This is a genomic window from Bradyrhizobium sp. Mp27, from assembly GCF_029953005.1.
Taxonomy (GTDB): Bacteria; Pseudomonadota; Alphaproteobacteria; order Rhizobiales; family Xanthobacteraceae; genus Bradyrhizobium; species Bradyrhizobium barranii.
Window position 1 is genome coordinate 20,744 of the sequence record NZ_JASAUS010000008.1, and the last position, 17,219, is coordinate 37,962.

The 17,219-nt window shown below is 65.1% G+C and carries 16 protein-coding genes and 1 other RNA gene; 9 read left to right on the top strand and 8 right to left on the bottom strand.

What is annotated here, in order from left to right:
- Window positions 1-18 precede the first annotated feature (18 nt).
- From QJT78_RS07655 to QJT78_RS07675, 5 genes are all read right to left on the bottom strand, one after another.
- Entirely contained in the window at window positions 19-843 is an 825-nt protein-coding gene (locus QJT78_RS07655) for a TIGR00282 family metallophosphoesterase (RefSeq protein WP_028150900.1), read from the bottom strand.
- A complete protein-coding gene (locus QJT78_RS07660; RefSeq protein WP_028150901.1) occupies window positions 821-1,417 on the bottom strand; it encodes a 5-formyltetrahydrofolate cyclo-ligase in 597 nt (198 codons plus the stop codon). Before QJT78_RS07660 ends, QJT78_RS07655 begins: the two co-directional genes overlap by 23 nt.
- A 171-nt stretch (window positions 1,418-1,588) precedes the next feature.
- Window positions 1,589-1,749: non-coding RNA, 6S RNA (gene ssrS, locus QJT78_RS07665), on the bottom strand.
- Between the two features lie 137 nt (window positions 1,750-1,886).
- Complete coding sequence (locus QJT78_RS07670) at window positions 1,887-2,270, bottom strand: cell division protein ZapA (RefSeq protein WP_028150902.1); 384 nt, start codon at window positions 2,268-2,270, stop codon at window positions 1,887-1,889.
- Window positions 2,267-2,557, bottom strand: a complete 291-nt coding sequence (locus tag QJT78_RS07675; protein ID WP_011084341.1) for a DUF4164 domain-containing protein — start codon at window positions 2,555-2,557, stop codon at window positions 2,267-2,269. The genes QJT78_RS07670 and QJT78_RS07675 overlap by 4 nt, the downstream gene beginning before the upstream one ends.
- Between QJT78_RS07675 and QJT78_RS07680 the strand changes: the two genes are divergently transcribed.
- The 9 genes from QJT78_RS07680 to QJT78_RS07720 all read left to right on the top strand — a co-directional run bounded on the left by QJT78_RS07680 (window position 2,556) and on the right by QJT78_RS07720 (window position 12,372).
- Window positions 2,556-2,690, top strand: a complete 135-nt coding sequence (locus QJT78_RS07680; protein WP_272481402.1) for a hypothetical protein — start codon at window positions 2,556-2,558, stop codon at window positions 2,688-2,690. The genes QJT78_RS07675 and QJT78_RS07680 overlap by 2 nt on opposite strands.
- Window positions 2,691-2,872: 182 nt before the next feature.
- Complete coding sequence (gene tkt, locus QJT78_RS07685; protein WP_028150903.1) at window positions 2,873-4,858, top strand: transketolase; 1,986 nt, start codon at window positions 2,873-2,875, stop codon at window positions 4,856-4,858.
- 168 nt (window positions 4,859-5,026) lie between these two features.
- Complete coding sequence (gene gap / locus QJT78_RS07690; protein ID WP_028150904.1) at window positions 5,027-6,034, top strand: type I glyceraldehyde-3-phosphate dehydrogenase; 1,008 nt, start codon at window positions 5,027-5,029, stop codon at window positions 6,032-6,034.
- A gap of 138 nt (window positions 6,035-6,172) precedes the next feature.
- On the top strand, window positions 6,173-7,369 hold the full coding sequence (locus QJT78_RS07695) for a phosphoglycerate kinase (RefSeq protein ID WP_028150905.1): 1,197 nt from the start codon (window positions 6,173-6,175) through the stop codon (window positions 7,367-7,369).
- Window positions 7,370-7,421: 52 nt separating this feature from the next.
- Window positions 7,422-8,489, top strand: a complete 1,068-nt coding sequence (gene fba, locus QJT78_RS07700; RefSeq protein ID WP_028150906.1) for a class II fructose-bisphosphate aldolase — start codon at window positions 7,422-7,424, stop codon at window positions 8,487-8,489.
- Between the two features lie 221 nt (window positions 8,490-8,710).
- Window positions 8,711-9,736: a class I fructose-bisphosphate aldolase gene (locus QJT78_RS07705; protein ID WP_028150907.1), complete on the top strand. Its 1,026-nt coding sequence runs from the start codon at window positions 8,711-8,713 to the stop codon at window positions 9,734-9,736.
- A gap of 3 nt (window positions 9,737-9,739) precedes the next feature.
- The gene (locus QJT78_RS07710; protein WP_028150908.1) at window positions 9,740-10,414 is read left to right on the top strand and encodes a thiamine phosphate synthase; all 675 of its coding nucleotides are present in this window, start codon (window positions 9,740-9,742) and stop codon (window positions 10,412-10,414) included.
- An 8-nt stretch (window positions 10,415-10,422) separates the two neighbouring features.
- Window positions 10,423-11,502, top strand: a complete 1,080-nt coding sequence (locus QJT78_RS07715) for a tetratricopeptide repeat protein (protein WP_028150909.1) — start codon at window positions 10,423-10,425, stop codon at window positions 11,500-11,502.
- Window positions 11,503-11,586: 84 nt separating this feature from the next.
- The gene (locus QJT78_RS07720; RefSeq protein WP_028150910.1) at window positions 11,587-12,372 is read left to right on the top strand and encodes an inositol monophosphatase family protein; all 786 of its coding nucleotides are present in this window, start codon (window positions 11,587-11,589) and stop codon (window positions 12,370-12,372) included.
- 26 nt (window positions 12,373-12,398) lie between these two features.
- On the opposite strand, the gene QJT78_RS07725 is transcribed toward QJT78_RS07720, so the two are convergent.
- From QJT78_RS07725 to QJT78_RS07735, 3 genes are all read right to left on the bottom strand, one after another.
- A complete protein-coding gene (locus QJT78_RS07725; RefSeq protein WP_028150911.1) occupies window positions 12,399-13,526 on the bottom strand; it encodes an AAA family ATPase in 1,128 nt (375 codons plus the stop codon).
- Window positions 13,527-13,701: 175 nt separating this feature from the next.
- On the bottom strand, window positions 13,702-13,953 hold the full coding sequence (locus QJT78_RS07730) for a hypothetical protein (protein WP_028150912.1): 252 nt from the start codon (window positions 13,951-13,953) through the stop codon (window positions 13,702-13,704).
- 109 nt (window positions 13,954-14,062) lie between these two features.
- Window positions 14,063-17,218 (bottom strand): multidrug efflux RND transporter permease subunit, encoded by a 3,156-nt coding sequence (locus QJT78_RS07735; RefSeq protein ID WP_038942110.1) that lies wholly within the window; start codon window positions 17,216-17,218, stop codon window positions 14,063-14,065.
- Window position 17,219: the final 1 nt, after the last annotated feature.

Below are 17,219 nucleotides of genomic sequence, written 5' to 3' on the forward strand. Positions count from 1 at the left end.
AGGGTGTGGCGGCGTACTTCAGCTCAACCAGAATTTCGGCGTCGCTGGCTCCAGCCGGCCGCCGACGCGCACCGGCGCAATCTTTAGCGCAAGGCCCGTGGCATCATCCGTCTCGACCGCAACGCCGCTCAGCGTTGCAACACCAGCCGCCGGCTCGAACCGGCCGGAGGGAATCCCCGACGTGAAGCGCCGCAGCGGTTCTTCCTTCTGCATGCCGATGATGGAATCGTAATCGCCGGTCATGCCGGCGTCGGTCATGTAGGCCGTGCCGCCCGACAGGATCTGGTGGTCGGCGGTCGGCACATGGGTGTGGGTGCCGACGACGAGGCTGGCGCGGCCGTCGCAGAAGAAGCCGATACCCTGCTTCTCGCTGGTCGCCTCGCAATGGAAGTCGACGACGATGGCGTCGGCGGCAACGCCGAGCGGACAGGCACCAAGCTCGCGCTCGAGCGCGGCAAAGGGATCGTCGAACGGGGTCATGAAGACGCGGCCGAGCGCATTGACGACGAGCGCGTGCTTGCCGTTCTTGGTCTCCACCAGCGCGGCGCCGCGGCCGGGCGTGCCGCGCGGGTAGTTCGTCGGCCGCACCAGGCGTTCGGCGCGCTCGATGAACACCAGGGCTTCACGCTGGTCCCAGGAGTGATTGCCGAGCGTCACCGCGTCGGCCCCGGCATCGAGAAACTCCTGATAGATCGCTTCCGTGATGCCGAAGCCACCGGCGGAATTCTCGCCGTTGACGACGACGAAATCGAGCGACCAGTCCTTGACCATGCCGGGAAGATATTCGGCGATGGCGTTGCGGCCGCTACGGCCGACGACATCACCCACGAAGAGAATGCGCAACTTCAGAACTCCGGAAATCGAACACGTCCGATTCCGTTAGCACATAATCCAGCGCGACGTCGTGCGATAGTGCCGGAACCGCCTTGATCTCCTGGGCTGCAAAAGCAAGCCCGATGCCGACGATCTGCTTGGTCTTGCGCAGATGCGCGAAGGTGTGGTCGTAGTGCCCCGCGCCATAGCCGATGCGATGGCCGAGACGGTCGAAGGCCGCGAGCGGCGTCAGCATGATGTCGGGGATGACTTCGGCCGCGGCCGGCGACGGCTCGGGAATGCCGAGCGGGCCGAGCATCAGGCGGTCGTTCGGATGGAAGATACGGAAGATCAGCGACTGACCGCGGGCGGTGACGCAGGGCAGCGCGAGCCTTGCGCCCGCCTCGGCGAGTGCCTTCATCAGCGGCAGCGGATCGATCTCGCTGCGGATCGGGGAATAGCCGGAGACGATGCTGCCGGGCAGGAGCGGGAACGGCAGCCCGCGCTTGGCGAGCTTTGCGGCGGCGGCGATGCGCTTCTTCTCGCTCAGCGCATCGCGCGCCGCGAGGGCTTTGGCACGGAGTTCGGCTTTCGAATTGGACATGCGCTTGGGTCCCCCACGTCATCACCCGCGAAAGCGGGTGATCCAGTATTCCAGAGGCGGTGGTGATTCACACAAAGGGCGCGGCGTACTGGATGCCCCGGTCAAGCCGGGGCATGACACCTGTTGAACTGGCCGCAGTCGTTTCGACAAGCACAAACCAAGCAACAAAAGTGCGAAGCCGCGGACGCCGTTGAAGCACTCGATCCCGGAGTTCCCTACGAAAGTAGGTGGGCACCATATGTCCGAGCCCACGGGCCCGGCCAGGGACAGTTCCCTAAAGGATCGATAAGGCCCCGGGGATATATGGCTCCTGACGTACGTCGCAGCCTCGCCCGCGCAATGTAACAACGATACTGACGAACCGCCATAGCGATCCTTCGTGGCCGCCTGAACGTGGTGAAAGAACTCGGCCTGCATGGTTCGAGACGCCCGGGCGTCTCGAAGGGTGGGCCCCAAGCACGCCGACCGATCAGCCGATCGCGATGCCGTTGCCCACCGTCCGGTTCAGGACCTGGGTCGACTTCTCGATGCGCTCGGCGGCGGCGTTCAGCGCATTCACCACGGCGGTCTGGGTCATCCGGGCGCGCTCGACGGCGGCATTGCGGAAATCCCGCAATTCCGTCAGCTCCTGCTCCATGGTGCGGACGCGGTTGCCGACGTCGACCAGTTCGTCGCAGACGGTCAGCGCGGCCATCACCGTGAGGCGCGCATCGCCGATCTCGCCGAATTTTCCGCGCAGCGATTGAATCCGCGTCTCCAGGCTTTCGGCGAGCTTGAGCAGCCGCACCTCCTGGCCCTCCTCGCAGGCCATGCGGTATTGCCGGCCGTTGATGGTGACGTTGATGTGGCTCATCCGTCCTCTCCGGTATCGAGCACCGAGCGTATCGTGACGATGGCGGAATCCAGCCGATCGGAGATTTCGCGATTGGTGCGCTCGAGCTTGCGCGCCTTCACCAGCGCGCCGTCGAGCTCATCGGCAAGCCGCGAGCGATCCGCGCCCAATGCCTGGATTCGCGCTGCGAGCTCGTTCTCGTCGCGATCGGCATCGCGCCGCCGCTCCACCGCGCTTTCGAGCGCGTCGAGCGCCGCCATGAGTCTGCGGGTCGCGATCTCGATCTCGACGGCCGAGGACTCCGTCATGGCAGAGCTGTTTGAAACGCGATCGTTCATGCAGTCAGCGGCGGAACCTGTGGCCGTTACCTTGGGACTTGCCGTCCGGCAAAAGACTCGGTTCGGCAAGTGGTTAGAAGCAGAAATTTACGTGGCAAGCTAGCGGAGCGCAACGCCGCCGCGAAACTATGCACTGCTAAGCAACTTTTACGGCCAAACCGACGTTTGATTGCCTTGGACTCCCGGAACCGAGGTGCTATCCCAGCCCAACCTTCCGTGGCCGCCAGGCTCCCCCCACGCGGCCCGCACCACCGCCAAGCGCCTCATTTCAGACGGATTTCAGACATGACGCAAGTCGACCACAACCGCATGGCCAACGCGATCCGTGGCCTCTCGATGGACGCTGTCGAGAAGGCGAAATCGGGCCATCCCGGCCTGCCGATGGGCGCCGCCGATGTCGCCACCGTGCTGTTCACGCAATTCCTGAAATTCGACGCCGCAGTAACCGACTGGCCCGACCGCGACCGCTTCGTGCTCTCAGCCGGCCACGGTTCGATGCTGCTCTATTCGCTGCTGTATCTGACCGGCAATGCCGGCATGACGCTGGATCAGCTCAAGCAGTTCCGCCAGCTCGGCGGCTTGACCCCGGGCCATCCCGAGAACTTCCACACCAAGGGCATCGAGACCACCACCGGTCCGCTCGGCCAGGGCATCTCGACCGCGGTCGGCATGGCGCTCGCCGAGAAGATGCTGGCCGCCGAGTTCGGCAAGAAGATCGTCGACCACCACACCTACGTGCTCGCCTCCGACGGCGACCTGATGGAAGGCGTGTCGCAGGAAGCGATCGCGATGGCCGGGCACTGGAAGCTCGGCAAGCTGATCGTGCTCTACGACGACAACGGCATCTCGATCGACGGGCCGACTTCGATCTCCGATTCCGTCGACCAGGTGAAGCGCTTCAAGTCCGCGGGCTGGGCCGCCGAAAAGATCGACGGCCATGACCAGGCCGCCATCGCCGCTGCGATCACCCGCGCGCAAAAATCCAACAAGCCGACGCTGATCGCCTGCCGCACCACCATCGGCTTCGGCGCGCCGCACAAGGCCGGCACCGCGAAGGCGCATGGCGAGGCGCTCGGCTCCGACGAGCTCAAGGCCGCCAAGGAAAATCTCGGCATCGCGCTCGAGCCGTTCTCGGTGCCGGATGACGTGCTGAAGGCCTGGCGCGCGGCCGGCAGCCGCGGCGCGGCGGCACGGCAGGAATGGGAAGCACGGCTCGGTGAGCTCGGCAGCCGCAAGCGCGCCGAGTTCGAGCGCCGTTTGCGTCACGAGCGTCCGGCCTCGCTCGCGAAGGCCGTGCGCGCGTACAAGAAGGAGCTGCTGGAAAAGCCGATGACCGCGGCGACCCGCAAATCCTCGGAAGCGGTGATCGAAGTCATTGCCGGCGCGATGCCGATGGAATTCCTCGCCGGCTCGGCCGACCTCACCGGCTCCAACAACAACAAGGCGAAGTCGGCGACCGCCTTCTCCGCCAAGACGCCAAAAGGCCGCTTCATCCATTACGGCATCCGCGAGCACGGCATGGCGGCTGCGATGAACGGCATCTTCCTGCACGGCGGCTTCGCGCCGAACGGTGCGACCTTCCTGGTGTTCACCGACTACGCGCGTCCCGCGATGCGCCTTGCCGCGTTGATGGGCGCCGGCGTCGTCTACGTGATGACGCACGACTCCATCGGCCTCGGCGAAGACGGCCCGACCCATCAGCCGGTCGAGCATCTCGCCGCACTTCGCGCCATTCCGAACATGCGCGTGTTCCGCCCCGCTGACTCCATCGAGGTCGCCGAGTGCTGGGAGCTTGCGCTCAATCGTATCGACGGTCCGACCGTGCTGGCGCTGACGCGTCAGAACCTGCCGCAGCTCCGCACCAATGCGCCGAACGACATTCCCTGCGCGGCCGGCGCCTACGAGCTGGTCGCCGCCCAGGGCGAAGCCAAGGCAACGCTGTTCGCTTCCGGCTCCGAGGTGGAGATCGCGGTCGCGGCCCAGAAGCAGCTCGCCGAGCGCGGCATCGCGTCACGGGTGGTCTCGGTGCCCTCGCTCGAGCTTTTGTTAGCGCAACCAGAAGCCAAGCGTGCCCAGATCATCGGCAACGCGCCGGTGAAGGTCGCGATCGAGGCCGCAGTACGCTGGGGTTGGGATGCCGTGATCGGCCAGGATGGCGATTTTATCGGCATGCATTCGTTCGGCGCGAGCGCGCCGGCGAAGGATCTTTACAAGCATTTCGGCATTACCGCCGAGGCTGCGGTTAACGCTGTGCTGAAGCGCGTTAGCTGAGAGTTGAGCTTGCCAAAAAAAAGGACTACGTAGTCTCTCATATGATCAAGCATCGCCCGGCCGAACCGGGCGTCCGCCCTAAAAAACCCTCGCAGGCGCGCTAAGCGCGTTGTGCGGGATGATCGGGGTTATCGAACACGTCATTGAACGGTCATAAGGAGATGAAACATGGCAGTCCGCGTCGGAATTAACGGTTTTGGCCGCATCGGCCGCAACATCCTGCGGGCTATTGCCGAGTCCGGCCGCAAGGACATCGAGGTCGTCGGCATCAACGACCTCGGCCCGGTCGAGACCAACGCGCACCTCCTTCGCTTCGACAGCGTCCATGGCCGCTTCCCCGGCACCGTGACCGTCGATGGCGACTCCATCAACCTCGGCGGTGGCAAGATCAAGGTGACCGCCGAGCGCGATCCCTCGAAGCTGCCCTGGAAGGATCTCGGCGTCGACATCGCGATGGAATGCACCGGCATCTTCACCGCGAAGGACAAGGCGTCCGCGCATCTCACCGCCGGCGCCAAGCGCGTTCTCGTTTCCGCGCCCGCCGACGGCGCCGACGCCACCATCGTCTACGGCGTCAACCACGACACGCTGACCAAGGATCACCTGGTCGTCTCCAACGGCTCCTGCACCACCAACTGCCTCGCGCCGGTCGCCAAGGTGCTGAACGACTTGGTCGGCATCGAGACCGGCTTCATGACCACGATCCACGCCTACACCGGCGACCAGCCGACGCTGGACACGCTGCACAAGGATCTCTATCGCGGCCGTGCGGCGGCGATGTCGATGATCCCGACCTCGACCGGCGCGGCGAAGGCAATCGGCCTCGTGCTCCCGGAACTCAAGGGCAAGCTCGACGGCGTCTCGATCCGCGTGCCGTCCCCGAACGTCTCGGTCATCGACCTCAAGATCGTCGCCAAGCGCGCCACCGATGCCAAGGAAATCAACGCGGCGATGAAGCGCGCCTCCGAGCAGCAGCTCAAGGGCATCCTCGGCTACACCAACGCGCCGAACGTCTCGATCGACTTCAACCACGATCCGCACTCCTCGACCTTCCACGAGGACCAGACCAAGGTGCAGAACGGCACGCTGGTGCGCGTGATGTCCTGGTACGACAACGAGTGGGGCTTCTCGAACCGCATGGCAGACACTGCCGTCGCGTTCGCGAAGGTGATCTAACGCCGCTCTCGTGTCCCGGAGGCGATGCAGCGTGAAACGCTGCGTCGCAGATCCGGGACCCATGTCCCTCCAGCGTAGGTCCCGGTTCTGCACGGCGGCACTCCGCGCCGCTATGCGCCCGGGACAAGAGAGTGTCCGATGACCAACAAATTCCGCACCCTCGACGACGTCGATGTGAAGGGCAAGCGCGTGCTGCTGCGCGTCGATCTCAACGTGCCCATGGACAACGGGCGCGTCAGCGACGCGACCCGGCTCGAGCGCGTCGCACCGACCATCACCGAAATCTCGGACAAGGGCGGCAAGGTCATCTTGCTCGCGCATTTCGGCCGGCCGAAGGGACGCGACCCCAAGGAGTCGCTCAAGCCGGTCGCTGAAGCGCTGTCGAAAGTCGTGAACAGGCCCGTCGCCTTCGCCGACGACTGCGTCGGCGAGCCCGCGGCCACGGCCGTGGCGGCGTTGAGGGATGGCGACATCCTGTGCCTGGAAAATACCCGCTTCCACAAGGAAGAGGAAAAGAACGATCCCGCCTTCGTCGCGGAATTGGCAAAACTCGGCGACATCTGGGTCAATGACGCCTTCTCGGCCGCGCACCGCGCCCATGCCACGACCGAAGGCCTCGGCCACAAGCTGCCGGCCTATGCCGGCCGCACCATGCAGGCTGAGCTCGTCGCGCTGGAGAAGGCGCTGGGTTCGCCGACCAAGCCCGTCATCGCGATCATCGGCGGCGCCAAGGTCTCGACCAAGATCGATCTGCTCGAAAACCTCGTGACCAAGGTCGACGCGCTCGTGATCGGCGGCGGCATGGCCAACACCTTCCTGCACGCCCAGGGCGTCGCGGTCGGCAAGTCGCTGGCCGAGAAGGATCTCGCCGCGACTGCGATCCGCATCATGGAGAAGGCGGAAGCCGCCAATTGCGCGATCATCCTGCCGGTCGACGCCACCGTCGCCTATCACTTCGCCGCGAACGCGCCCTCGCATGCCTACGGGCTCGATGCGATCCCGGCCGATGGCATGATCCTCGACGTTGGCCCGCAGTCGATCGCGCGTGTCCATGCCGCGATCGACGACGCCGCCACGCTGGTCTGGAACGGACCGCTCGGCGCCTTCGAGATGCAGCCGTTCGACCGCGGAACCGTGTCGGCCGCCAAGCATGCCGCCGAGCGCACCAAGGCCAAGAAGCTGATCTCGATCGCGGGCGGCGGCGACACCGTTGCGGCCCTCAACCAGGCCCATGTGGCCGGTCAATTCACCTATGTCTCGACCGCCGGTGGCGCATTTCTTGAATGGATGGAAGGCAAGCCCCTTCCCGGCGTCGAAGTTCTGCGCACCAAGTAATCAGTCGGCCTTTTAAGTCGGCCTTGCAGGCCCAAACCGGAGAAAAAGACAGATGGCTCGGATCACGTTACGTCAATTGCTCGACCATGCAGCGGAGAACGATTACGGCGTACCGGCCTTCAACATCAACAACATGGAGCAGGCGCTGGCGATCATGGACGCGGCCAACACGGTCGACGCGCCCGTCATCATCCAGGCCTCGCGCGGTGCGCGCTCCTATGCCAACGACATCATGCTCAAGCACATGATGGACGCGGTGACCGAGATCTATCCGCACATCCCGGTCTGCGTGCATCTCGACCACGGCAACGAGGCTGCGACCTGCATGACCGCGATCCAGGCCGGCTTCACCTCCGTCATGATGGACGGCTCGCTCAAGGCCGACGGCAAGAGCCCGGCCGACTGGACCTACAATGTCGGCGTCACCAAGACTGTGACCGACATGGCCCATCTCGGCGGCATCTCGGTCGAGGGTGAGCTCGGCGTGCTCGGCTCGCTCGAGACCGGCATGGGCGACAAGGAAGACGGCCACGGCGCCGAAGGCAAGCTGAGCCACGACCAGCTCCTGACCAATCCGGACGAGGCCGTGAAGTTCGTCCAGGAGACCAAGGTGGACGCGCTCGCGATCGCGATGGGCACCTCGCATGGTGCCTACAAGTTCACCCGCAAGCCCGACGGCGACATCCTCGCCATGAAGGTGATCGAGGAGATCCACCGCAAGCTGCCGAACACGCATCTGGTGATGCACGGCTCCTCGTCGGTGCCGCAGGACCTCCAGGACATCATCAACGAGTTCGGCGGCAAGATGAAGCCGACCTGGGGCGTGCCGGTCGCCGAGATCCAGCGCGGCATCAAGAACGGCGTGCGCAAGATCAACATCGACACCGACAACCGCATGGCCATGACCGGCCAGATCCGCAAGGTGTTCAAGGAGCACCCGGAAGAGTTCGACCCGCGCAAGTACCTGAAGCCCGCCATGGAAGCGATGACCAAGCTGTGCAAGCAGCGGCTCCAGGAGTTCAATACCGCAGGCCAGGCCGCCAAGTTCAAGAAGGTCCTGACCCCCGCCGAGATGGCCAAGCGCTACGCCAAGGGCGAGCTGGACCCGAAGGTGGCGTAAGGCCTTCAGCCACATCCTCCCGTCATTCCGGGACACGCGAAGCGTGGGCCCGGAATCCATAACCACAGCCTGGGGTTATGGATTCCGGGCCTGCGCCTTTCGGCGCATCCCGGAATGACAGAGGGCCCCCTTTTACCCTGCGACGAACGTTAACTCGGCAATTGCCCGAGAACGGTCTATTTTCACAGGCAAGGGCAGAATCGTTTTGGGAGGACCTCTCGATGAATCTGACTGAGCTCAACAGGATCGCGACCGCCATGGTCGCGCCCGGCAAGGGCATCCTTGCCGCCGACGAATCCTCCGGCACCATCAAGAAGCGCTTTGACGCGATCGGGGTGGAATCGACGGAAGGCAATCGCCGCGACTATCGCGAGATGCTGTTCCGCTCCAGGGAGGCCATGAGCCAGTGCATCTCCGGCGTGATCCTCTATGACGAGACGATCTGGCAGGATGCGAAGGACGGCACGCCGCTGGTCAAGCTGATCGAGCAGAGCGGCGCCATTCCCGGCATCAAGGTCGACGAGGGCACGCAAGCCCTGCCGATGTGCCCGGGCGAGCTCGTCACCGTCGGGCTCGACAAGCTCGCCGAACGCCTGAAGAAATATTACGAGCGCGGCGCGCGCTTCGCCAAATGGCGCGCCGTGATCGATATCGGCAGCGGCATTCCCTCGATGACCGCGATCGGCGTCAACGCCCATGCGCTGGCCCGCTACGCAGCGCTGTGCCAGGCCGCGCAGATCGTGCCGATCGTCGAGCCTGAGGTGCTGATGGACGGCGATCACGACATCGACCGCTGCTATGAAGTGACGACCCGCGTGCTCAACAAGACCTTCCAGGAATTGCGCGTGCAGCGCGTCGCGCTCGAAGGCATGGTGCTGAAGCCGAACATGGCGATCTCTGGCAAGAAATGCGCGAAGCAGGCTCCCGTCGAGGAAGTTGCGGAGAAGACGATTCGGCTGCTGAAGGCCTGCGTGCCCGCGGCCGTGCCCGGCATCGCCTTCCTCTCCGGCGGCCAGTCGGACGAAGAGGCGACTGCGCATCTCAATGCCATGCACAAGCTCGGTCCGCTGCCCTGGGGCCTGACCTTCTCCTACGGCCGCGCGCTGCAGGCCGCGCCGCAGAAGGCCTGGTCCGGCAAGGCCGAGAATGTCGCAGCCGGCCAAAGTGCATTCAGCCACCGCGCCCGGATGAATGGTCTGGCGTCCAAGGGCGAATGGCAAAGCAGCCTGGAAAAGAAAGCAGCCTAGATCTTGTCGAACAAATCGCCTCCGCCGCGCCCGGCGCCGCGTCTCTATCTCGCGACGCCTGCCGTCGATGATCCCGCTGCGCTCGTCGCCGAGCTGCCGGGCCTGCTCGCTGCCGCCGACGTCGCGGCCGTGCTGCTGCGGCTGGAGGAGACCGACCAGCGCACCATGATCACGCGCATCAAGGCGCTGGCCCCGCCGGTCCAGAAGGCGGGCGCCGCGCTGCTCGTTGAAGGTCATGCCGAACTGGTCGCACGTGGCGGCGCCGACGGCGCGCACCTCCCCGGCATCGCCGCGCTGAAAGAGGCGCTGCCATCGCTCAAGCCCGATCGCATCGCCGGCGTCGGCGGGCTGACGACGCGGCACCATTCCATGGATGCGGGCGAGATGGGCGCCGACTACGTGCTGTTCGGCGAGCCTGACGCGAAGGGCCAGCGACCGTCGTCCGAGGCGATCGCCGAGCGCCTGGGCTGGTGGGCCGAGCTGTTCGAGCCGCCCTGCGTCGGCTTTGCCACCTCGCTCGAAGAGGCGCACGACTTCGCCGCCATCGGCGCCGATTTCGTGCTGGTCGGCGATTTCGTCTGGTCCGATCCGCGCGGTCCCAAGGCTGCGCTGATCGAGGTCGACGCTGCGATCAAGAAGGCCCATGCGGCTGCGCTTGCGGGTCAGGAGCACGGCTAGCGCCCGACATGAAGCTCCCGCGCATCACCATCCTGGCCACGCTGCTGCTGACGGCGCCCGCGGCCGCGCAACTCCAGATCACGCCGCCGGTGGCAACGCCGGGCGCCGTGCCTGAGAAACAGAAGCCCAAGCCGGCTCCGGCCGCCAAGAAGGAGGCCGCGCCGGCGCCAAAACCTTCGGCCTCGCCCAAGCCGGCCGCCTCGCCCAAGCCGGCGCTGCCCGCAACCGTGATCCCCGCACCGGCCGCCGACAATCCCAATGTCGATCTGGTGTTCGGCGCCTATCAGCGCGGCCAGTACAAGACGGCGTTCGATCTCGCCACCGCCCGCGCACAAGCGGGCGATCCCAAGGCGATGACCATGCTCGGCGAGCTCTATTCCAACGCCATGGGCATCCGCCGCGACTACGCCAAGGCGCTGGAATGGTACAAGCGCGCCGCCGATGCCGGTGACCGCGAGGCGATGTTCGCGCTCGCCATGCTGCGAATTTCCGGCCGCGGCGGTTCGGTCGACAAGAGCGAGGCGGTGAAGCTGATGGCTTCCGCCGCCAAGCTCGGCGAGCCCAAGGCGGCCTATAACCTCGCGCTGCTCTACCTCGACGGCCAGACCCTGCCGCAGGACGTCAAGCGGTCCGCCGAGTTGCTGCGTCAGGCCGCCGATGCCGGCCTGCCCGAGGCGCAATACGCGCTGGCGACCTTCTACAAGGAAGGCACCGGCGTGCCGAAGGACCCGGAACGCTCGGTGCGGCTGCTCCAGGCCGCCTCCCTGGCGGACAATGTCGATGCCGAAGTCGAATATGCCATCGCCATGTTCAACGGCACCGGCACGCCGAAGAACCAGCCGGCTGCCGTCGCGTTGCTCCGCAAGGCCTCCCGCCAGGGCAGCGCGATCGCGCAGAACCGCCTGGCCTGGGTGCTGATCAACGGCTTGGGCACGTCCGTGGACAAGGTCGAGGGCTTCAAATGGCACCTGGTGGCGAAAACCGCCGGCAAGGGCGATCCGGAGCTCGACAAGCAATTGTCCGACCTGCCGGCCGAGGACCGGGGCAAGGCCGAGGCCGCCGCCAGAAAATGGCTCGGGACCAAATGACTTGACCTTGGGGCCCTCGCAGGGCACCCAATCCTTCAAACAGGCGCGATTTCGCGCCATTTCCCCCGATCAAGACCAGAGCACATGCTGTATTCCGCCACTATCAACGTCATGGTCAAGGCCGCACGCCGCGCCGGCCGCAGCCTCAAGCGCGATCTCGGCGAGATCGAGCATCTCCAGGTCTCGCTGAAGGGGCCGGCCAATTTCGTCTCGCTGGCCGACAAGCGCGCCGAGGAGATCCTCTATCAGGACCTCGCCAAGGCCCGCCCCGGCTACGGCTTCATCGGCGAGGAAGGCGGCACCCGCGAAGGCAGCGACAAGAGCCACACCTGGATCGTCGACCCGCTCGACGGCACCACCAACTTCCTGCACGGCATCCCGCAATTTGCGATCTCGATCGGCCTCGTGCGCGAGGGCACGATCATTGCGGGCGTGATCTACAACCCCGCCAATGACGAGCTCTACATCGCCGAGCGCGGCAAGGGCGCCTTCCTCAACGACCAGCGCCTGCGCGTGGCCGGCCGCCGCCAGCTCAACGAATGCGTCGTGGCCTGCGGCCTGCCGCATATCGGCCGCGGCGACCACGAGGAATTCCGCCGCGAGATGACCGCGATCCAGGACCGCGTTGCGGGCCTGCGCCGTTTCGGCGCCGCCTCGCTCGACCTGGCCTTCGTCGCCGCGGGCCGCCTCGACGGCTACTGGGAGCGCAATCTGCAATCCTGGGACATCGCCGCCGGCATGATCATGGTGCGCGAGGCCGGTGGCACGGTGAGCGATATCGCAACGCCGGGCGATGCGCTGGTCACCGGGCATGTCGTGTGCGGCAACGAGTTCGTGCACGGGGAGCTGGTGAAGATTTTGCGGAAGTAGGCGTCCGACGGCTCGACCTGCAGCGACTAAGAGTCGTCTTCGTCGGATTCCTCGTCCCGATATTCACCGCTAACGGTCAGGCCCTCGATGGTCGTGGCGCCTTTCGGCTTGATCACCCGGCGGAGCGGGACCGAACTTTCGCTTCGCAATGCCTCCATCAACTGCTCCGAGTGGGTGACAATCCAGATGTCCGCGCGGCGTGACGCCTTGGCGATCAGCCGCGCCAATGGCGCGAGCAGCGACGGATGCAAGCTGGTCTCCGGTTCGTTCAGCGCGATGAAGGGCGGCAGCCGATAGCCCATGAACACCGCGAGCAGGCAGATGTATTTCAGCGTCCCATCGGACAATTCGTGGGCCTTGAACGGCCGCGGCATATCCGCCAGTTGCAAATCAAATTCGCACAAACCGCCTTCTTCCCATGCGCGGAGCTCAGCGCCCGGGAATGCATCCTGGATCGCGTCCTGCAAGTCGGTGGCATCTTGCCGAATGAAATAGAGCGTCGCCAAGGCGGCGGCCAAATCGCTTCCGTCGGCACTGAGCGAGGGCGTCGTAATCGCCAGGCAAGGCTTTCGTATCGGTGATGCCGGATCGGTGCGAAAGTCGTGATAGAAGCGCCAGCCCAGCATTGCGTTTCTGATCAAATCGATTTCGGGGCATTCCTTGCCATCGGAAAAACCCGCGAGCGCCGTCTCGGACGGCAGCACCGCGTCCTTGTGGCTGCTCCATGCGCCGCTCTCGCCGCGGATGCTGACGAGCGAATTCTTCCGCTCCATCAGTTGAACCGTTCGTTTGCCTTGTGTCGCCTCGATCCTTTCGGCCTTGATCATCGGCTCGCTGGAAAACGCCGCCTCAAGCGGGCCAGGAAATCCGATCTCAATGGAATATTTGATACGGTCGAATTTGGCCGACAACCGCAGTCGCCCATCTTCGCCGCGTTTGCGGATGCCGGACCAGCAGACTGAATTCAATCCGCCTTCGTCGGCGATCGTGCGCGTGATCCGCCCGCTTGCCGCATCGCGCAAGAGCGACAAGGACCTGTAGAGATTGGATTTGCCGACACCATTCTCGCCCACAAACACGGACAGGGGGTGGATTGGTATGGAGAGCCGCCGAATGGAGCGATAGTTCGAGATCGCAATTTCGTTCGGACGCATCACATGCTCTCAATCGGCAGGTGTGCATTGGCGGCGCAGCGCGAATACACCTGCTTTCAATCCAGGGATGCAGTCTGGATCGACGCCCCCGCGAAAGCAAGCCGAACGCCTTCTTGACGTCGCGCGACGTGGAGGCCGCTAATCGCGGCCTCCGGTCTCGCGTCATACTGGGCGATTACCACGCCACCCATTTGCGGCCGTGCCAATAGCCGCGCCCCTCGTGCTCGCGGAAGGCAAACTTTTCGCGCGGGCCCCAGTGCCAATTGTCCTCATGGACGACGACGCCCGCTTCGTGAGGAAAGTCGTAGGCCTCATGCGTGTGCCAGCAGGTGTGGCCCTTGCACACGATCGCCGCCGATGCGGTGAAGGTCGACATCATCAGCACGCCGGTGCCGACCGCGGCAACGGAAAGGATCTTCTTCAACATTTGGACGATTACTCCGTGGAACCCCTAACCCCGCGGGCAAACATCTTCGCGGGGATCCGGTTCCGGCGGAGAACGTGAAGCTTTCGTAAGGATCGGAGTGCGCCTTCGCCTATGGCTTGACCCGCGCCGGCGGGCCGTACGCTTCGCTTTCCTTCGCGGCCTTCGGCTCCCTGTCCCCGGCCAGCACGCGCTGCACCGAGACGAAGAACACCGGCACCATCAGCAGCGCCAGGATCACCACCGCGATCATGCCGCCCATCACGATGCTGCCGAGCGCTTGCTGGCTGGCGCCGCCGGCGCCATGCGCGATCGCCATCGGCAGCACGCCGCAGATGAAGGCAAGGCCGGTCATCAGGATCGGGCGGAAGCGCAGGCGGCAGGCCTCGATCGTGGCGTCGACCAGCGGCTTGCCCTCTTTCCGCAGGTCCTTGGCGAACTCGATGATCAGGATCGCGTCCTTTGCCGCGAGGCCGATGATAGTGATCAGGCCGACGGTGAAATAGACGTCGTTGGGCAGGCCGCGCAGCATCGCTGCGGCCACCGCGCCGACGATGCCGAGCGGCACCGTGAGCAGCACCGCGAGCGGAATGGTCCAGCTCTCGTAGAGCGCGGCAAGACACAGGAACACCACGAACACCGACAGCGCCAGCAGGAACGGCGCCTGCGAGCCCGACAGTTTTTCCTGGAGCGACTGTCCGGTCCATTCATAGCCGAAGCCGCGCGGCAATTTGCCGGCAAGCCGCTCCATCTCGGCGATCGCGTCGCCCGAGGTGAAGCCAGGTTTCGCCTCGCCGGAGATGCGCACAGCGGGATAATAATTGAAGCCCGCGATCTGCGTCGGGCCGCGCGCCCATTCGACCGTGGCGAAAGAGGAGAACGGCACGAGCTGGCCACGGCTGTTCTTGACGTTGTAGTTGAGGATGTCCTCGGTCCGCATGCGGTCGCGGGCATCCGCCTGCACCACGACGCGCTGCATGCGGCCGCGGTTCGGGAAGTCGTTGATGTAGTTCGAGCCGAGATTGGTCGAGATCGTATTGTTGATGTCCTCGAAGGTGACACCGAAGGCGCCGGCCTTCTCGCGGTCGATCACGAGATTGACCACGCCGGCCTCGGGCAGGCCCTCGATATAGACCTTCTGCAGCACCGGGCTCGCATTGGCCTCCGCGATCAGCTGGTCGGCGGCGCGCATTAATGCCGGATAGCCTTTCTGGCCGCGGTCCTGGAGGCGGAACGAGAAGCCCGAGGAGTTGCCGAGATTGTCGATCGGCGGCGGCTGGAGCGCAGAGATCTTTGCATCGCGGATCGACGACGACAGATCGCGGTTGATGTCGTTGACGATCGCGGCGGCGGAGTCCTTCGGCCCGCGCTCCGACCAGTCCTTCAGCGTGATGAAGGCCTGCGCGGTGTTCATGCCCTGGCCGGAGAAGCTGAAGCCGGTGAGGAAGGTGACATCCTTCACACCCGGCCGCTCGGCGAGATATTTCTCGACCTTCTCGATGACGGCCTCGGTGCGGGGATACGACGAATCCGACGGCGTCTGCACGTCGGTGGTGACGAAGCCCTGGTCGTCGATCGGCAGGAAGCCGCCGGGCAGGCTGACGAAGGCCCAGGAGAGACCAACCAGCAGTGCGACATAGACCAGCATCAGGCGGCCGGTCCGCTTCAGCGAGAAGCCGACGGTGCTGGAATAGCCCTCCTTGCCGCCTTCGAGCATGCGGTTGAACCAGCCGAACACGCCCCGCTTCGCATGGCCGTGGCCGGCCGCGACGGGCTTGAGCAATGTCGCGCACAGCGCCGGCGTCAGCGACAGCGCGAGGAAGGCGGAGAAGCCGATCGCGGCGACCATGGTCACCGAGAACTGGCGGTAGATGATGCCGACCGAGCCGGGGAAGAACGCCATCGGCACGAACACCGCCATCAGCACCAGCGTGATGCCGATGATGGCGCCCGATATCTGCGCCATCGCCTTCCGCGTCGCTTCCTTCGGCGGCAGGCCCTCCTCGGACATGATGCGCTCGACGTTCTCGACCACGACGATGGCGTCGTCGACGAGGATGCCGACCGCGAGCACCATGCCGAACATCGAGAGCATGTTGATGGAATAGCCGGCGAGCAGCAGCGTGGTGCACGCGCCCAGCAGCGCCACGGGCACCACGATGGTCGGGATGATGGTGTAGCGGATGTTCTGCAGGAACAGGAACATCACCACGAACACCAGCACCACGGCTTCGACCAGCGTCGTCAGCACCTTCTTGATCGAGGCCTCGACCACGGGCGTGATGTTGTAGGGGATCTCGTAGGAGATGTTGGCCGGGAAGAAGCGCGACAGCTCCTTCATCTTCTCCTCGACCGCGCTCGCGGTCGCCAGCGCGTTGCCGGTCGGCGACATCAGCACGGAGAGACCGGCGGTCGGCTTGCCGTTCAGGCGCGTGTTGAACTGGTAGCTGAGGCCGCCGACCTCGATGCGTGCGACGTCGCGCAACCGCACGGTCGAACCGTCGGCATTGGCGCGCAGGATGATGGAACCGAATTCGTCCGGGGACGAGAGCTGGCCCTTGACCAGCACCAGCGAGGAGGTGCGCTGGCTCGCGGTCGACGGCTCGGCGCCGATGCTGCCCGAAGCGACCTGTGCGTTCTGCGCGGCGATCGCCTTGTTGACGTCGTCCGCGGTCAGCCCGTAGCCGACGAGCTTTGCCGGATCGACCCAGACGCGCAAACTGCGTTCGGTCGAATAGAGCGTGGCGCGGCCGACGCCGGGGATGCGGCGGATCTCGCCGAGCACGTTGCGGATCATGAAGTCGCCGAGGCCGACTTCGTCGAGGCTGCCGTCGGTCGAGTTCAGCGTGATGATCTGGAGCACGGCGCTCGAGGCTTCCTCGATCAGGATGCCCTGCTGGATCACCGCGCGCGGCAGCCGCGCTTCGACGCGCTTGATGCGGTTCTGCACCTCGACGGAGGCGGCACTGGTATCGGTGCCCGGCTGGAAATTGGCGATGATCTCGACCTGGCCGAGCGAGTCGCTGGTCGATTCGAAATTGAGGATGCCGGAGGCGCCGTTGAGCTCCTCCTCGATCAGCCGGGTGACGCTGTTGTAGAGGTTTTCGGGCGACGCGCCGGGATAGCTGGTCGAGATCGAGATCGAGGGCGGCGCGATGATCGGATATTGCGCGATCGGCAGCAGCGGGACCGCGATCGCGCCGATCAAGCAGATGAACAGCGCGACCACCCAGGCGAAGATCGGCCTGTCGATGAAGAAACTCGCCATG

Bases quoted from the DNA above. Each gene is read 5' to 3' on its own strand.
- QJT78_RS07695 (WP_028150905.1), top strand. From the start codon at position 6,173: ATGACCAACAAATTCCGCACCCTCGACGACGTCGATGTGAAGGGCAAG.
- QJT78_RS07680 (WP_272481402.1), top strand. From the start codon at position 2,556: ATGGCAGAGCTGTTTGAAACGCGATCGTTCATGCAGTCAGCGGCGGAA.
- QJT78_RS07705 (WP_028150907.1), top strand. From the start codon at position 8,711: ATGAATCTGACTGAGCTCAACAGGATCGCGACCGCCATGGTCGCGCCC.
- gap (WP_028150904.1), top strand. From the start codon at position 5,027: ATGGCAGTCCGCGTCGGAATTAACGGTTTTGGCCGCATCGGCCGCAAC.
- QJT78_RS07715 (WP_028150909.1), top strand. From the start codon at position 10,423: ATGAAGCTCCCGCGCATCACCATCCTGGCCACGCTGCTGCTGACGGCG.
- QJT78_RS07725 (WP_028150911.1), bottom strand. From the start codon at position 13,526: ATGCGTCCGAACGAAATTGCGATCTCGAACTATCGCTCCATTCGGCGG.
- QJT78_RS07735 (WP_038942110.1), bottom strand. From the start codon at position 17,218: ATGGCGAGTTTCTTCATCGACAGGCCGATCTTCGCCTGGGTGGTCGCG.
- QJT78_RS07720 (WP_028150910.1), top strand. From the start codon at position 11,587: ATGCTGTATTCCGCCACTATCAACGTCATGGTCAAGGCCGCACGCCGC.
- fba (WP_028150906.1), top strand. From the start codon at position 7,422: ATGGCTCGGATCACGTTACGTCAATTGCTCGACCATGCAGCGGAGAAC.
- QJT78_RS07675 (WP_011084341.1), bottom strand. From the start codon at position 2,557: ATGACGGAGTCCTCGGCCGTCGAGATCGAGATCGCGACCCGCAGACTC.
- QJT78_RS07730 (WP_028150912.1), bottom strand. From the start codon at position 13,953: ATGTTGAAGAAGATCCTTTCCGTTGCCGCGGTCGGCACCGGCGTGCTG.
- QJT78_RS07670 (WP_028150902.1), bottom strand. From the start codon at position 2,270: ATGAGCCACATCAACGTCACCATCAACGGCCGGCAATACCGCATGGCC.
- QJT78_RS07660 (WP_028150901.1), bottom strand. From the start codon at position 1,417: ATGTCCAATTCGAAAGCCGAACTCCGTGCCAAAGCCCTCGCGGCGCGC.
- tkt (WP_028150903.1), top strand. From the start codon at position 2,873: ATGACGCAAGTCGACCACAACCGCATGGCCAACGCGATCCGTGGCCTC.